17 protein-coding genes and 1 other RNA gene are annotated in these 15,220 nt (G+C 40.6%); 14 read left to right on the forward strand and 4 right to left on the reverse strand.

Annotation, left to right across the window (positions count from 1 at the left end):
* Positions 1–48 precede the first annotated feature (48 nt).
* The 4 genes from tpiA (at position 49) to R6U77_RS09925 (ending at position 4,629) form a co-directional block, all read left to right on the forward strand.
* Positions 49–810, forward strand: a complete 762-nt coding sequence (gene tpiA, locus R6U77_RS09910) for a triose-phosphate isomerase (RefSeq protein WP_319835523.1) — start codon at positions 49–51, stop codon at positions 808–810.
* Entirely contained in the window at positions 803–2,341 is a 1,539-nt protein-coding gene (gene gpmI / locus R6U77_RS09915) for a 2,3-bisphosphoglycerate-independent phosphoglycerate mutase (RefSeq protein ID WP_319835524.1), read from the forward strand. The genes tpiA and gpmI overlap by 8 nt, the downstream gene beginning before the upstream one ends.
* A 25-nt stretch (positions 2,342–2,366) precedes the next feature.
* A complete protein-coding gene (gene eno, locus R6U77_RS09920; protein ID WP_293928280.1) occupies positions 2,367–3,659 on the forward strand; it encodes a phosphopyruvate hydratase in 1,293 nt (430 codons plus the stop codon).
* Between the two features lie 487 nt (positions 3,660–4,146).
* Positions 4,147–4,629 (forward strand): HIT family protein, encoded by a 483-nt coding sequence (locus R6U77_RS09925; RefSeq protein ID WP_319835525.1) that lies wholly within the window; start codon positions 4,147–4,149, stop codon positions 4,627–4,629.
* Positions 4,630–4,687: 58 nt separating this feature from the next.
* Here R6U77_RS09925 and R6U77_RS09930 read toward each other — a convergent pair whose 3' ends face one another.
* The 4 genes from R6U77_RS09930 to R6U77_RS09945 form a co-directional block, all read right to left on the reverse strand.
* A complete protein-coding gene (locus tag R6U77_RS09930; protein ID WP_319835526.1) occupies positions 4,688–5,653 on the reverse strand; it encodes a PepSY domain-containing protein in 966 nt (321 codons plus the stop codon).
* 90 nt (positions 5,654–5,743) lie between these two features.
* A complete protein-coding gene (locus tag R6U77_RS09935) occupies positions 5,744–6,391 on the reverse strand; it encodes a PepSY domain-containing protein (RefSeq protein ID WP_319835527.1) in 648 nt (215 codons plus the stop codon).
* The gene (locus tag R6U77_RS09940; protein WP_319835528.1) at positions 6,384–7,724 is read right to left on the reverse strand and encodes a sensor histidine kinase; all 1,341 of its coding nucleotides are present in this window, start codon (positions 7,722–7,724) and stop codon (positions 6,384–6,386) included. Before R6U77_RS09940 ends, R6U77_RS09935 begins: the two co-directional genes overlap by 8 nt.
* The gene (locus R6U77_RS09945; RefSeq protein WP_319835529.1) at positions 7,714–8,394 is read right to left on the reverse strand and encodes a response regulator transcription factor; all 681 of its coding nucleotides are present in this window, start codon (positions 8,392–8,394) and stop codon (positions 7,714–7,716) included. The genes R6U77_RS09940 and R6U77_RS09945 overlap by 11 nt, the downstream gene beginning before the upstream one ends.
* A gap of 142 nt (positions 8,395–8,536) precedes the next feature.
* On the opposite strand from R6U77_RS09945, the gene secG reads away from it, so the two are divergent.
* The 10 genes from secG to R6U77_RS09995 all read left to right on the forward strand — a co-directional run bounded on the left by secG (position 8,537) and on the right by R6U77_RS09995 (position 15,142).
* On the forward strand, positions 8,537–8,764 hold the full coding sequence (gene secG / locus R6U77_RS09950) for a preprotein translocase subunit SecG (protein WP_293928243.1): 228 nt from the start codon (positions 8,537–8,539) through the stop codon (positions 8,762–8,764).
* A gap of 78 nt (positions 8,765–8,842) precedes the next feature.
* The gene (locus tag R6U77_RS09955) at positions 8,843–9,079 is read left to right on the forward strand and encodes a hypothetical protein (protein ID WP_319835530.1); all 237 of its coding nucleotides are present in this window, start codon (positions 8,843–8,845) and stop codon (positions 9,077–9,079) included.
* Between the two features lie 91 nt (positions 9,080–9,170).
* Entirely contained in the window at positions 9,171–9,920 is a 750-nt protein-coding gene (locus R6U77_RS09960; protein WP_319835531.1) for an alpha/beta hydrolase, read from the forward strand.
* A 38-nt stretch (positions 9,921–9,958) separates the two neighbouring features.
* Entirely contained in the window at positions 9,959–12,349 is a 2,391-nt protein-coding gene (gene rnr / locus R6U77_RS09965) for a ribonuclease R (RefSeq protein WP_319835532.1), read from the forward strand.
* Between the two features lie 65 nt (positions 12,350–12,414).
* Positions 12,415–12,879 (forward strand): SsrA-binding protein SmpB, encoded by a 465-nt coding sequence (smpB, locus tag R6U77_RS09970; RefSeq protein ID WP_319835533.1) that lies wholly within the window; start codon positions 12,415–12,417, stop codon positions 12,877–12,879.
* 197 nt (positions 12,880–13,076) lie between these two features.
* Positions 13,077–13,433, forward strand: a transfer-messenger RNA (tmRNA) gene (ssrA, locus tag R6U77_RS09975).
* Between the two features lie 163 nt (positions 13,434–13,596).
* On the forward strand, positions 13,597–14,571 hold the full coding sequence (locus R6U77_RS09980; protein WP_319835534.1) for a tyrosine-type recombinase/integrase: 975 nt from the start codon (positions 13,597–13,599) through the stop codon (positions 14,569–14,571).
* An 11-nt stretch (positions 14,572–14,582) separates the two neighbouring features.
* Entirely contained in the window at positions 14,583–14,795 is a 213-nt protein-coding gene (locus R6U77_RS09985; protein ID WP_319835535.1) for a hypothetical protein, read from the forward strand.
* Positions 14,776–14,952 (forward strand): hypothetical protein, encoded by a 177-nt coding sequence (locus R6U77_RS09990; protein ID WP_319835536.1) that lies wholly within the window; start codon positions 14,776–14,778, stop codon positions 14,950–14,952. The genes R6U77_RS09985 and R6U77_RS09990 overlap by 20 nt, the downstream gene beginning before the upstream one ends.
* Positions 14,936–15,142 carry a hypothetical protein gene (locus R6U77_RS09995; RefSeq protein WP_319835537.1) on the forward strand — a complete coding sequence of 69 codons (207 nt, stop codon included), beginning with the start codon at positions 14,936–14,938 and terminating at the stop codon, positions 15,140–15,142. The genes R6U77_RS09990 and R6U77_RS09995 overlap by 17 nt, the downstream gene beginning before the upstream one ends.
* Positions 15,143–15,220 lie beyond the last annotated feature (78 nt).

Consider the following 15,220-nt stretch of genomic DNA (forward strand, 5'->3'; position numbering starts at 1 on the left):
ACTTCATAGTCAGTGCTTATGAGACAAATAATCATTGGAGGCAAAAACATGCGTAAACCAATTATTGCAGGAAACTGGAAAATGTATAAAACATTTGATGAGGCTGTAGAGTTTGTAGAAGCAGTGCAAGATAAAATTCCAGCAAATGATAAAGTAGATGCAGTCATTTGTGCACCAGCACTTTATTTACCAATCCTTGTACAAATTCAAGCTGATTCAGAGCTAGCAATCGGTGCACAAAATATGCACTTTGAAAATGAGGGGGCATTTACAGGTGAAGTAAGCCCATCACAGCTAGCAAGCGTAGGTGTGGATTATGTGGTGTTAGGCCACTCAGAGCGCCGTGAAATGTTTAATGAAACGGATGAGGCGGTAAATAAAAAGGTACGTGCAGCTTTAAATCATGATATTGTGCCAATTATTTGCTGTGGCGAAACATTAGAAGAGCGTGAAGCTGGTCAAACGACAGCGAAAGTATCAGGTCAAATACGTGCTGCGCTAGAAGGCTTCACAGGTGAAGAAGTAACACATATGGTTATCGCCTATGAGCCAATTTGGGCAATCGGCACAGGCAAAACAGCGACTGCTGATGACGCTAACGAAACATGTGGCGCGATTCGCGCAGTAGTGAATGAGCTATATGGTAGCGAGGTAGCAGAAGCGGTGCGCATTCAATATGGCGGCTCTGTAAAACCAGAAAATATCGTTGAACTATTATCAAAAGAGCATATTGATGGCGCATTAGTTGGCGGTGCAAGCTTACAGCCAGAATCATATTTAAAATTATTGGAGGCGGGGGCAAATGCCTAAAAAGCCAGTAGCATTAATTATTTTAGATGGCTTTGCATTGCGTGATGAAGTCAAAGGAAACGCAGTGGCGCAAGCGAACAAGCCAAACTTTGACCGTTATTGGAATGTCTACCCTCACACAACGTTAACAGCTAGCGGTGAGGCAGTAGGACTACCAGACGGGCAAATGGGTAATTCAGAAGTTGGGCATTTGAATATTGGTGCAGGACGCATCGTCTACCAAAGCTTAACACGCATTAATAAGTCGATTCGTGAAGGAGATTTTTTCCGTAACGAAGCGTTTTTACAAGCGGTAGAGCATGTGAAAAAACATGGTTCAAAGCTGCATTTAATGGGGCTGTTATCTGATGGTGGCGTACATAGCCATTATGAGCATCTATTTGCCTTATTAAAGCTAGCAAAAGCAAATGGTGTGGAAGATGTATATGTACACGGCTTTTTAGATGGACGCGACGTTGGACCAACGACAGCAATAGAATATGTTGAAGAAACAGAAAAGCAAATGGAAGCAATCGGTGTCGGTAAGTTTGCTACAATTCATGGTCGTTACTATGCAATGGACCGCGACAAGCGCTGGGATCGTGTCGAGCTATCCTACAAAGCGTTAGTTGATGGTATCGGTCAAACAGCAGCAACGGCAAAAGAGGGTATTTCATCTTCTTATACGCGTGAAGTAGTGGATGAGTTTGTTGTACCCTTCGTGATCACGAAGGAAGGGCAACCAACTGCGACGGTTGATACGAATGATGCGGTTATTTTCTTTAACTTCCGACCAGACCGTGCAATTCAGTTATCAAAAATATTTACAAACCCAACATTTGACGGCTTTACACTTTCAGAGAAGCATCCTGAAAATGCGCTATTTGTATCATTTACACATTATAGTGACGAAGTGAATGCAGTTGTTGCTTATGAAAATGATAATTTAGTCAATACTGTAGGGGAAGTCATCGCTGCAAACGGTTTAAGGCAGCTTCGTATTGCCGAAACAGAAAAATATCCACATGTGACATTTTTCATGAGCGGTGGGCGCGAAGAAAAGTTTGCTGGGGAAGAGCGCATTTTAATTGCCTCTCCAAAAGTTGCAACATATGATTTACAGCCAGAAATGAGCGCATATGAAGTAACGGATGCACTGCTCGAGGCAATTGAAGCAGAGCGCTTTGATGCGATCCTATTAAACTTTGCAAACCCTGATATGGTTGGACATAGCGGTATGCTAGAGCCAACGATTAAGGCGATTGAAGCAGTGGATGAATGCTTAGGAAAAATAGTTGATGCAATCCTTGCAAAAGGTGGCGCAGCAATTATTACGGCTGACCATGGTAATTCAGATGAGGTCATTACACTCGACGATTTACCGATGACAGCCCATACAACAAATCCTGTCCCAGTAATTGTGACACAACGCGATGCAGTATTAGAGCAAGATGGCATTTTAGCAGATCTTGCACCAACGATGCTTGCACTGCTTGAAGTGGAGCAACCAGCTGAAATGACAGGTAAGTCATTAATTATGACAACAAAATAAGCTTAACGAAAAAGGAGAATGTAACATGCCATTTATTACACAAGTTTATGCTCGCGAAGTATTAGATTCACGCGGTAACCCAACAGTAGAGGTAGAAGTATTTACAGAATCAGGTGCATTTGGTCGCGCTATCGTGCCATCAGGCGCATCAACTGGTGAATATGAAGCAGTTGAATTACGCGATGGTGACAAATCACGCTACTTAGGTAAAGGTGTATTAAAAGCAGTTGAAAACGTTAATACAATTATTGCAGAAGCATTAGAGGATAATTTCTCTGTATTAGACCAAGTAGTTGTAGACCAAGCATTAATCGAGCTTGACGGCACAGAAAACAAAGGCAAATTAGGTGCTAACGCAATTTTAGGTGTATCAATGGCAGTTGCACACGCAGCAGCGAACTATTTAGATATGCCATTATACCAATACTTAGGCGGCTTCAATGCGAAGCAATTACCAGTACCGATGATGAACATCTTAAATGGTGGGGCACACGCAGATAACAACGTGGATATCCAAGAATTCATGGTTATGCCTGTAGGCGCAGAATCTTTCACACATGCCTTACGCATCGGTGCTGAAATCTTCCATAGCTTAAAAGCGGTATTAAAAGACAAAGGCTTAAACACTGCTGTAGGTGACGAAGGTGGTTTCGCACCAAACTTAGGCTCAAACGAAGAAGCAATTACAGTAATTTTAGAAGCAATCGAAAAAGCTGGCTACAAGCCAGGTGAAGAAGTACGTTTAGCAATGGACGTAGCATCTTCAGAGCTATTCAATAAAGAAGATGGCAAATATCATTTAGATGGTGAAGGCGTTGTGAAAACGTCTGAAGAAATGGTTGACTGGTACGAAGAATTAACATCGAAATACCCAATCATCTCAATCGAGGATGGCTTAGACGAAAACGACTGGGCTGGTCACAAATTATTAACAGAGCGTATCGGTAACCGCGTACAATTAGTAGGCGATGATTTATTCGTAACGAACACAACGAAGCTTTCTCGCGGTATTGAAGAAGGCGTAGGCAACTCAATTTTAATCAAAGTAAACCAAATCGGTACGTTAACAGAAACGTTCGACGCAATCGAAATGGCGAAGCGCGCAGGCTACACTGCCGTAATCTCACACCGTTCTGGTGAATCAGAGGACGCAACAATTGCAGACATCGCTGTTGCAACAAACGCTGGCCAAATTAAAACAGGTGCTCCATCTCGTACAGACCGCGTAGCTAAGTACAACCAATTACTACGCATCGAAGACCAATTAGATGCAACTGCACAATATTTAGGCTTAAAAACATTCTATAACTTAAAATAAGATGAAAAGGCTGCTGGGAATTTCCTCGGCAGCCTCTTTTTTGTGAAGCCGCAAATAAATCAGAGGATTCGCAAATATATCTGAGAAGGCGCAAATAAAATGGGAAAGGCGCAAATATATCTGAGAAGCCGCAAATAAAATGGGAAAGCCGCAAATATATCAGAGAAATCGCAAATATATTCGAGAACCCGCAAATATATCTGAGAAGCCGCAAATAAAATGGGAAAGCCGCAAATATATCAGAGAAATCGCAAATATATCCGAGAAGCTGCAAATAAAATGGGAAAGTCGCAAATATATCCGAGAAGTCGCAAATAAATCGGGAAAGTCGCAAATATATCAGAGAAATCGCAAATAAATCGAGAAAGTCGCAAATAAATCGAGAAAGCCGCAAATAAATCAGGAAAGTCGCAAATATATCAGAGAAATCGCAAATAAATCAGAGAACCCGCCAATCCTATCATTTATTTTTAAAAGGAGCGTACGAATGCGAAGAATCACATTATCAAATGGTAAAACAGTTGAAGTAGAATGTTTGAGCTGTGCATTAACAAGTGGAGTCATGGAGCCAGATGGAGGCACTGTCATTGAAACGGAGCATTTTCATGCACATCAAGATGTGGCATACCCAATCAAGGGATTAATGATATTAGCCTCTAAACGCCATATTAAATGCTTTGATGAATTAACAGAGGAAGAAAAGCTAGATTATATTGCAATTTTATCAAAAATTAGAGCTGCCCAAAGAAAGATTTTAGGGATAGAGCATGTCTATTATTTTTACAATGAGGATACAACACATCATTTTCATACTTGGCTAGTCCCACGCTATGACTGGATGTATCAATTTGGGCGCTCGGTAGAATCTGTAAGACCTGTTTTGTTGCATGCTAGAAACCATATGAATAGTGAGGGAAATATCAATACAGTGATGGAGGCGATTCAGCAGCTAACAAAAGAGTTAAATTAACAAGAGCTGCTCGAAAAGCAGGCTAATGCGCCGCTTTTCGAACAGCTCAAAATGACAACTAGTCATCAATGCTATACTCTAAAACTTCTCCAGTTTGTGCATCAATTTCAAATTCGTGTTCAATTTTGCCATCTTTAATTTCAACTTCATAAATATAGCGACCATCATCTTCGTCAAGCTTAGCTTTTTTCACTTTACCAGCGACTTGCTTTTGGGCAATCGCAATCGCCTGCTGTGACGAAATCAAGTTGCTTGGCTTGTTAGATACATTTGAAGTGGCATTTTCATTATGAGAATTTTTATTGTCCCAATTATTATGACTTAAAACAGCCCCCGTTTTTGCATCAATATCAAATGTGTTGACGATGCTGCGGTCACGCACGATGATTTCATAAATCTCTTTGTTATTTTTAGAAGTTAGCTTAGCCTTTGTTACTTGACCAGAAGCCTGTTTTAACGCAATATCCATCGCCTGTTGCTTTGTAATAAGATTTTGTGTATTAACAGGTTGCTTAGCTGTATTTAAAGTCTTACGCTCAACGATCGTTACTGCACCTGTTTGTGCATCCACTTCAAGCTCTATTTTTTCTGTCGCTGTTTTTATTTCGATTTCATAATGTGGAATATTGTCATCGCCATCGTAATCAAAATCAATGATTTGCCCTGCAAATTGCTTTAAGGCAATATCTGTTGCTTGTTGCTCTGTAATTGAGTTTGCCGTTTGTTTTGTTGCATTTAATGCTTCACGTTCAACAACTGTTACTGCGCCAGTTTTCGCATTCACTTCAAGCTCTAGCTTTTCCGTTGCAGTTTTTACGTCAATTTCATAATGTGGAATTCTGTCATCGCCATCATAATCAAAATCAATGATTTGTCCTTCAAATTGCTTTAATGCCAGTTCTTTTGCTTGCTGAGCTGTAATTGTTGCCGCTTTTTCCGCTGAGCCAGATAAGTCATTTTGTGCGAAAATATAACCACCAATCATGCCGACAAGTACCGTAGGAATAATCCAATATTTTTTCATTTCTCATACACTCCTTCTGTTGCTTATAGTCTCATTATAAAAAATGAAAATGAGATGACTGTGAGAGCAACATTAGAATTTAATGAGAATTTAATCATCGAATTCTACAGTTATAATTTTCCCTGTAATAGCATGGATAACAAACTTTGTTTCATAGTCGCCATGCTCTATTTCAATTTCATATGTGCCGCCATCATCCGTTTTCTTAAATTTTGCCTTATCAACAATGCCAGGCTGCTCCTTTAGCGCAATTTGAATTGCCTGCTCTTGAGAGATTTTATAGCTTTTATTTTCTGGAGTAGGCTGCTTTGTTTGTGGCTTAGTGACTTGCTCATTCGTCTTAGGCTGTTCCACTGGCTTTTGTACTGTATCAGTTTTTTGTTCTACTTGTTTTGTATTTTCTTGCACTATATCACTTTTGGAATTGTCTTTTGTAACAACTTCTTTCTTTTCATCTATCTGTGCTACAAATTGATGGACAAGTGTTAAATTGGAAGGATGCCTATTTTCTAAATCAACATTGACCTGGTAAATACCCTCTGCTGTGGCAAAGGATACTATAGCGATATCATCCTCCATCGCAATTGACTTGACTTCACCTGCATATAAATTTTCAATATGCTGTTGCACATCGGCCTCACTTAGCGGCTGCTTTTGCATAATGTTATTCAATCCAGAAAAGAGGAAATAGCTAACGATACATGTTGCAATCAACAATAAAATGACCTTTCTATTCATGTATCATCACATCCTTACTCGAAATTGTCACAGTTGTACCAACACCGACAGCACTGCTAATTTGTATCGTTAAATGCAGTAAATCAGCTAGCTCCTTAGCAATTGCCAAACCAAGCCCAGTGCCACCTGTTTTACGATTACGCGCTTTATCAACACGATAAAAGCGCTCAAATAAATGTGGTAAATCCTTTTCAGGTATACCGATACCTGTATCCTCAATAATAATTTGCTTATCTGTCATTGTTACTGTAATGGGCTGATCGCTATATTTACGCGCATTATCAATAAAAATAAAGAGCAGCTGCTTTAATTTCGCAGCATCTGTCATCAACATAAAGCTATTGCCTTCTATGCGAACTTCACGCGCATAGGCCTGCTGCATTGTCATGGCAATTTCCTGCAATAACGGCTCAATATTTGTCTGAGATGAAGCAATTTCAACATTTTCGTTGACAGAGGCAAGCTGTAGCATTTGTGTAATCATATCCTGCATATTTGCTGTTTCCTTCGTAATGGCTGTTAGCGCCTCGTAAGCGACCTGCTCATTTTGAAAGCCACGACGCTGCAAAAGCTTGGCATAGCTTTCGATAACAGTGAGCGGCGTTTTCAGCTCATGTGAGGCATTGCCAACAAATTGCTGCTGCTTCAAATAATTGTCCTCTAAACGATGCATTAGCGCATTATAGGTCGTTGTCATCTCCGCAATTTCATCTTTTTTATTTTGCTGTAAAGGTAACTGCTCATAGCGATTTGTTGTAATGTTTTGCTGCATTGTCGTTGTCAGCTGTTGAATTGGCTTTGCGATAATACCTGCTAAAATCGAGCTCGCTAAATAAATTGGAATAATTGCAACTAATGCCATAGCAATTAAAATCCATTTTAAAAGGGCAATGTTTTGCGCAATATTAGGCAATGGCTCAATCAATTGTAATGTAACAACTTCACCTGTTGACCAAATAAGCGGATAGTTGGTTGCGATGATAGGCATATCTTTCCAATAAGAAATCGTATAATCGGCATTTTCCTCTAATACGAAAGGGATGCGCTCAACAGTTGCCGTCGCCTGCATATTCATTAGCTGTTCATCATTCTCGTCTACGATGCGCAAAGCACCATTTGACGGGATATACGCACGCAAAAAGGAGCTAATATTCACGTTGGCATCTACCTTGCTCATCCCACTCATTAATTCACCTGCGCGATTTTGCAGCTGTGTATATTCATTTTGAAAGGCGAGCTTTTGATAAATCAGAAATATACCTGTAAAGCTTGTCGTAATAATAAATAATGTAAGCAATGTCGAAAATAAATTAATCTTCGTTTTAAGCTTCATCGTTCGCTACCTTCAAGACATAACCAACACCGCGTACTGTATGAAGCAGGGGAGTACCTACTGCATCAATTTTTTGACGCAAATAACGAACATAGACATCAACAACGTTCGTATCGCCAAAATAATCATAGCCCCAAACGGTCGTTAAAATTTGCTCTCGACTTTGCACATGCTGTGGATGCTTTAAAAAATGAACGAGTAAATCATATTCGCGTGGCGTTAAATGAATTGCTTGTCCCGCACGCGTCACCTCGCGTGTCTGCTCATTTAAAAATAAATCCGCAAACCTCAGTTGTTCCTCGTGCTGTACAGTTCTTGTGCGCAAAGCAGCACGAATACGGGCGAGCAATTCCTCAAAATCAAAGGGCTTTGTGACATAATCATTTGCCCCTAAATCCAGTCCCGTTACCTTATCTTCAACGAGCCCCTTTGCTGTGAGCAAAATTACAGGTGTATCATCCTTTTTCCGAATGCGCTGCAATACTTCAAAGCCGTTCATCTCAGGCAGCATCACATCGAGCAATACGAGGTCCCACTGCTCCTCGCGATAGGCAATTAATCCTTCTGCTCCTGTATGTGCTACCTTTGTTGCGTAGTTTTCAAATTCAAGCTCCAATTGCAAAACACGTGCAATTTGTGGCTCATCCTCTATAATTAAAATTTTTTGCATAGCTAGGACCTCCAATCTTATATTTATCCTAGATGATAAGAATAGGAGATGCAAGTGACTTGAAATATTTCGCATTGTCATATAGAAAGGCATTTGGTATAATGAATCTTGTTGCAATGTTTGGGATGCAGGAGGTGGACGTATGCATACGTTATTAATGACTTTACTTATTATCGTTTCGATTGCTTTAATTGTTACTGTATTATTACAATCAGGTAAAAGTGCAGGTTTATCAGGGGCCATCTCTGGTGGAGCGGAGCAACTATTCGGTAAACAAAAAGCGCGCGGTATGGATTTAATTTTACACCGCACAACAATCGTATTAGCGGTAATTTTCTTTATTTTAACACTTGCTATTACAAAAATTTAATTAAAGTGAGACAAGCTGTCCATAAGTGAAAACTTATGTGGCGGCTTTTTGTTTAAGCATTTTTTCGAGGGGGAATAGATGGTGACGAGATGGAATAGGGAGGATATTATATTTGACAGCTTACATGAAGCTGATGTGTGGGCTGATTCAATAGCTAATGAAATTTACGCTCGACTTTATGATGGCTATGATACACGAGATTATAAAATAGCCTATTCTTTAGCTTTTAGGCTTTCAGGGATAAAAGAATTGAAAGTAATGACAGAATCAACAGCTGACCGATATAAAGTTTGGGTAGTAGATGACAAATCCTAAAAGAAAAGCTCGATTTTTCGCCATCATTGGTTGTTTTACTTTATAATGTAAATTAGACGGGCAATTGTTGAAAAGTATGGAGGACAAAACAATGAAATTAACACAGCCAAAACCATTTTTCTTTCAAGCGGGGAAGCGAGCTGTACTGCTATTGCATGGCTTTACAGGTACCTCTGCCGATGTGCGCATGCTTGGACGTTTTTTAGAGAAGAAGGGCTACACTTCTCATGCGCCACATTATAAGGGGCATGGTGTACCGCCAGAGGAGCTACTCGTGACGAATCCAAGTCAGTGGTGGCAGGATGTGCAGAATGGCTACCAATTTTTAAAGGAACAAGGCTATGAGGAAATTGCGGTTGCGGGCTTATCCCTTGGTGGTGTTTTTTCATTAAAGCTGGCAATGAACTTTCCAGTGAAGGGCATCGTGACAATGTGTTCACCGATGACGATGCGCACATTAGATATTATGTTTGACGGTGTGCTAGACTATGCAAAGCAATATAAAAAATATGAAGGAAAAACTGACGAGCAAATCGAACTAGAATTGCAAGCGATTCGTCAGCAGGGCATGCCGTCCTTAAAGGATTTGCAAAAGCTTGTTGACGATGTATACCGCGAAATTGATATGATTTATGCACCGATTTTCGTCGTGCAGGCAACAAAAGATGACGTAATTAATCCAGATTCCGCGAATATGATTTACGAAGGTGTGGAATCCTTAAAGAAATCGATGAAATGGTATGACAATTCAGGACATGTCATTACACTAGATAAAGAAAAGGAACAGCTACATGAGGATGTGTATGCCTTTTTACAGTCACTTGATTGGCATGTTGACTAATGGGAAAGAGAGATGTTTGTTAGTGAGGAGGGACAATAATGACGCAAAAAAATGATTTACAGCAGCGCTTGCTAGAGCTGATGAAAAGTCAAGAGTACAAGCCAATGACCGTTTCAGAAATTGAAGATACCTTTGGCATGATTGAAGCAGAGGAATTTAAAGAGCTTGTCAAAACATTAGTAAAGATGGAAGCACAGGGCTATGTCGTACGCTCACGTGCCAATCGCTATGGCTTGCCAGAGCGCATGAATTTATTGCGCGGACGCTTTATCGGCCATGCAAAAGGCTTCGGCTTCGTTGCACCTGAGGAAGAGGGTATGGATGATATTTTTATCCCGCCACATGAAATTAATGGTGCATTAAATGGTGATACGGTATTAATCCGCGTATTAAATGAATCATCAGGCGACCGTCGTGAAGGAACGATTACGAAAATTGTTGAGCGTAGCAAAACGACTTTCGTCGGTACATACCAAGCAAATCGTGGCTTTGGTTTTGTAATACCTGATGATAAAAAATTAAATATGGACATTTATGTAGCCAAAGAGGATACACTCGGCGCAGTAGATGGACATAAGGTCGTTGTCGAAGTAACCGCATGGCCAGATGAAATTAAATCGGCTTCGGGTATGGTGACAAAAATATTAGGGCATAAAAATGACCCTGGTGTTGATATTTTATCGATTCTTTATAAATATGATATCCCACCTGAATTTCCGCAAGAGGTTGTTGATGCGGCAGGGCAAGTATCTGATGAAGTATCAGAGCAGGATTTAATCGGGCGTCGTGATCTACGCAATGAAGTCATTGTGACAATTGATGGCGCAGATGCCAAGGATTTAGATGATGCCGTAACCGTAACGAAAAATGCGGATGGCACATACAAGCTTGGTGTGCATATTGCGGATGTGAGCCATTATGTAGCAGAGGGCTCTGTATTAGACCAAGAAGCATATGAGCGTGCCACATCTGTTTATTTAACAGACCGCGTAATTCCAATGATTCCGCACCGCTTATCAAACGGTATTTGTTCATTGAATCCACAAGTAGACCGCTTGACACTATCTTGTGAAATGACAATTGATGGTAGCGGGCAAGTTGTGCAGCACGAAATTTTCCAAAGTGTTATTAACACAACAGAGCGTATGACCTATACAGATGTTTATAAAATTTTAGAGGAGCCTGATGAGCATCCAGAGCTACTACAACGCTATGAGCAGCTTGTACCGATGTTTCAGCAAATGGCAGAGCTAGCCGCTATTTTACGTCAAAAGCGTATGGCGCGCGGAGCAATTGACTTTGATTTCAAGGAATCAAAAGTATTAGTGAATGAAGAAGGCTGGCCAACCGATATTGTGCTGCGTGAACGCACAGTAGCGGAGCGCTTAATCGAGGAATTTATGCTTGCTGCGAACGAAACGATTGCCGAGCATTTCCACTGGATGGAGCTACCATTCCTTTATCGTATACACGAAGACCCAAAACCAGAAAAGCTACAGCGCTTCTTTGAGTTTGTAACGAATTTTGGCTTAGTCATAAAAGGAACAGGTAACTCTGTTCATCCAAAAGCATTGCAGGAAATTATTCGCTCGATTGAAGGGATGCCTGAGGAGCCAGTTATTTCAACGATGCTACTGCGCTCTTTACAGCAGGCAAAATACTATCCAGAATCGTTAGGGCATTTCGGCTTATCGACAGACTATTACACGCATTTCACATCGCCAATTCGCCGTTACCCAGACTTAATCGTGCATCGCTTGATTCGCACGTATTTAATTAATGGTGACACATCAAAGGAAACGGTATTCAAATGGCAGCAAGCGATGGATGAAATAGCTGACCATACATCAGAGCGCGAACGCCGTGCTGTAGAAGCAGAGCGCGACACAGACGCACTGAAAAAAGCACAATTTATGTTTGATAAAATTGGTGAAGAATTTGTCGGCATGGTATCATCCTTGACAAACTTCGGCATGTTTGTCGAGCTACCAAATACGGTAGAAGGCCTTGTCCATATTAGCAATATGACAGACGACTACTACCGCTTCGATGACCGCCAAATGGTATTAATCGGCGAGCGCACAGGACGCCAATTCCATATCGGTGATGAAGTGACAGTACGTGTCGCAAACGTAGTTATCGAGGAATCATCCATCGACTTTGAAGTTGTTGGTATGGTCACATCACACGGTGGACGTCCACGCAAAGCTACACCAAAGGTTATTCATGCAGGACGCAGTGAAAAGAAAAGTGGCGAACGCTCAGAGCGCCGTGACAGAAGAAAGCGTGACGATGAACGCCCAGGACGCAAAAAAAGCAAAACAGCTGAACGTGACCCACGCGGACGCCGCAAAGACGACAAAGCAAAGGACAAACCAAAATTCTACGAAGGCGTCGCTAAAAAAGGCAAAAAGAAAAAGAGAAAATAAAACAAGATATAATGAGAATAAGCTGCTCACACAAATCGTGAGCAGCTCGCTGTGAGGTGTAACAAATGGCAAAAGGAACGGGCAAAGTACTAGCCCAAAACAAAAAAGCAGGACACGACTACTTCATCGAAGAAATATACGAAGCAGGCCTCGTCCTAACAGGCACAGAAATCAAATCAATCCGCGCAGGCAAAGTCCAACTAAAGGACTCGCACATTCGCATACGCAATGGTGAAGCATGGGTCTACAACATGCACGTCAGCCCATTCGACCAAGGTAACCGCTTCAACCACGACCCACTACGCAACCGCAAGCTCCTACTACACAAACGACAAATCGGTCAGCTAGTAGGCGCAGTCAAACGCGATGGCTACACAATCGTGCCATTAAAAATGTACATTAAGGACGGTTATGCAAAACTATTAATCGGTCTCGGTAAAGGGAAGAAGGACCACGATAAACGCGATGATCTACGCAAAAAAGAAGCAAAGCGTGAAATGGAACGTGCTTTCAAGGATCGCCAACGCTAATGTTGAACAGCACGCTATTAAGGGCGTGCTACTCAACAAAATGAAAAATTTAACAAGCAATATCACTTGATGTTTGACTATCTTTGTCTTATAATAGTGACTACAATGCCAGCGAGCAACTACTCATACGTTGCTCATTTTACAGCCTGCATTAAGCAGAGCTGACCGTATACGGTTTACAAACCGGATTATTATCCGGGGACGTTACGGATTCGACAGGGGTGGTTCAAGCTCTGGTCGCGCGTCGGAGGTCTCGGCTCCGTCATCAACGGAAGTTATATAATAACTGGCAAACAACAAAACTTAGCTTTCGCAGCGTAAGCTCGTAGGCGCTCTGCCTCTGCATCACCCATGTGCAGTACGCAGGGCTCAACTTTAAGTGGGATACGGTCGGTGGTGCCGCTTGAGTCACCGGCAAGAGATTTCCAAGCTAGCGTGCAGGACGCCTGTCTGTCGGCATAATGCCACGTGAACTGCAAATAGACAAACTACACGCGTAGAAGCCGGCGTATTGGAGCTTCTGGACGCGGGTTCGACTCCCGCCGTCTCCATTTTTTACCAGCCTATAAACGGCGGTATATCAACGATTTTCGAGGTTAGGGATATTGAACGGGAGTTGAACTCTTGTTGAATATCCCTATTTTCATCCCTAGAGAAAAATAACATATTTGAACGATTCTTAGACCTTCTAATTAAAATAATTGGGAGGTTTTTTGTATGTCCAGAAGTAGAAAACATGGCGTATTTGCAGTAAGCGGTGATGTAGTAGCTATATCGAACAAGCAAAAAGAGCTAAGGAAAGATGATAAAGAAATTCAGAAAGCACTTGAAACGATTTTTCATCAAATGCGTATTGCTGGCAATAGGCAACGCACAATTGAAAGCTATGCGTATATTTTTCAGCAATTTGTAGAAATGTGCCATATCGAATATGTAGAGGATATTAATATTGATAAGATGTATCACTATTTGGATGTTTTAGAGGTTACACCAGCAACTAAATTAATTCGATTAAAATCCATTAAAGCCGTACTGAGTAAGTTTTATAATAATGGTTGGATTAAAGACCGCTTCTGGAGCAATATTCAAATTAAAATTGATAAAGAAGTGAAAAAAGGAGCAAAGGAATCAGATATAGATAGGCTTCTTCGATTGATTGACCAAACAACATTCATTGGCTTTAGAGATGCTTGTGCAATTAAGTTGATGTACAAATCAGGTATTCGGATTCGCACATTGGGGGAGCTTAGAGAGCGCCATATTGACTTTGAAAATATGTGCTTAAATCTCGATGGCTCAATATTAAAAAATCACAAATTCTTAAAGTTGCCTATTGATATGGAAGTCGTTGAAATGCTTAAAATATTGATTGAGCTTAATAAAGGCATTCGTACTCATTTCGGCACAGATAATCGCAATGTCTTTATTACACAAAATGGCACACCAATGAATACAAGTAAATCATCAAATTGTGCCATATCTAAGCAGCTTAATAAATATGCGAAGCGATATAATTTAGAAAATATCAATGCTCACGCTATTAGAAGAGCCTATGCAAAGAATTTACATGATAAGGGTGCAAGCATAGCTTTAATCAGCAAAGCACTTGGACATAGTGATTTAGCCGTTACAACGCAATATTTAGACTTAGATGTTGAAGAAGTAGCAAAAGATTTAAGAGATTATTTATAGGAGCTACACATATGAAAACCATTATTAACACAACAAATTACGGCTTACATGAGCTTCACGCACGTTATGACGCTAAATACAAAGTAGCTACGTTTGATAAATATACAGTCTATACTACTCGTCCACCCTTTAAAATGGGGCAAATTGAATTGACAAAAGAAGATGTACTAACCATGCTTCACTATTTTGAGGAGGTTGAGCAAGGTGAAACAACGCACATTTGAACAGATTATGCAAAGTAAATCCATTTATCGTAAACATGCCGAACGCTATAAAGCGAATGATTACCCATATCACCGAGTTAAACGCATGATGCTATATACAGCATTGCTAACAAAAGCAATCGCAAAGGGGGCTGGTATATATGGCAACCATCATTAGCACAGAGATAAGCGGATTTCATGAGATAAGAGGTACTTATAATGAAGAAGCGAAAACAGTTACATTTGAAACATTTATCAATTTATCTATTGGTAAGTCGATTAAGATAGGTGAGGTTACATTAACAAAACAAGAGATATTCATGATGTTAAAATATTTTTATGATGCGGAGGATAGATGTGCTTTATAGAATGATTGTATAGTTGGATTTTAAATAAATATTAAGGTGTTGGTTATGGAATCAGCACCTTTTTTGTTTTATGGTTGG

Source organism: Lysinibacillus louembei, from assembly GCF_033880585.1.
In the GTDB taxonomy this organism is placed as follows: domain Bacteria; phylum Bacillota; class Bacilli; order Bacillales_A; family Planococcaceae; genus Metasolibacillus; species Metasolibacillus louembei.

Excerpts from the sequence above, each read along its gene's own strand:
- R6U77_RS09980 (WP_319835534.1), top strand. The coding sequence starts at position 13,597 with ATGTCCAGAAGTAGAAAACATGGCGTATTTGCAGTAAGCGGTGATGTA.
- eno (WP_293928280.1), top strand. The coding sequence starts at position 2,367 with ATGCCATTTATTACACAAGTTTATGCTCGCGAAGTATTAGATTCACGC.
- R6U77_RS09945 (WP_319835529.1), bottom strand. The coding sequence starts at position 8,394 with ATGCAAAAAATTTTAATTATAGAGGATGAGCCACAAATTGCACGTGTT.
- R6U77_RS09995 (WP_319835537.1), top strand. The coding sequence starts at position 14,936 with ATGGCAACCATCATTAGCACAGAGATAAGCGGATTTCATGAGATAAGA.
- R6U77_RS09925 (WP_319835525.1), top strand. The coding sequence starts at position 4,147 with ATGCGAAGAATCACATTATCAAATGGTAAAACAGTTGAAGTAGAATGT.
- R6U77_RS09930 (WP_319835526.1), bottom strand. The coding sequence starts at position 5,653 with ATGAAAAAATATTGGATTATTCCTACGGTACTTGTCGGCATGATTGGT.
- tpiA (WP_319835523.1), top strand. The coding sequence starts at position 49 with ATGCGTAAACCAATTATTGCAGGAAACTGGAAAATGTATAAAACATTT.
- gpmI (WP_319835524.1), top strand. The coding sequence starts at position 803 with ATGCCTAAAAAGCCAGTAGCATTAATTATTTTAGATGGCTTTGCATTG.
- R6U77_RS09955 (WP_319835530.1), top strand. The coding sequence starts at position 8,843 with ATGGTGACGAGATGGAATAGGGAGGATATTATATTTGACAGCTTACAT.
- R6U77_RS09935 (WP_319835527.1), bottom strand. The coding sequence starts at position 6,391 with ATGAATAGAAAGGTCATTTTATTGTTGATTGCAACATGTATCGTTAGC.
- secG (WP_293928243.1), top strand. The coding sequence starts at position 8,537 with ATGCATACGTTATTAATGACTTTACTTATTATCGTTTCGATTGCTTTA.
- rnr (WP_319835532.1), top strand. The coding sequence starts at position 9,959 with ATGACGCAAAAAAATGATTTACAGCAGCGCTTGCTAGAGCTGATGAAA.
- R6U77_RS09985 (WP_319835535.1), top strand. The coding sequence starts at position 14,583 with ATGAAAACCATTATTAACACAACAAATTACGGCTTACATGAGCTTCAC.
- R6U77_RS09960 (WP_319835531.1), top strand. The coding sequence starts at position 9,171 with ATGAAATTAACACAGCCAAAACCATTTTTCTTTCAAGCGGGGAAGCGA.
- smpB (WP_319835533.1), top strand. The coding sequence starts at position 12,415 with ATGGCAAAAGGAACGGGCAAAGTACTAGCCCAAAACAAAAAAGCAGGA.
- R6U77_RS09940 (WP_319835528.1), bottom strand. The coding sequence starts at position 7,724 with ATGAAGCTTAAAACGAAGATTAATTTATTTTCGACATTGCTTACATTA.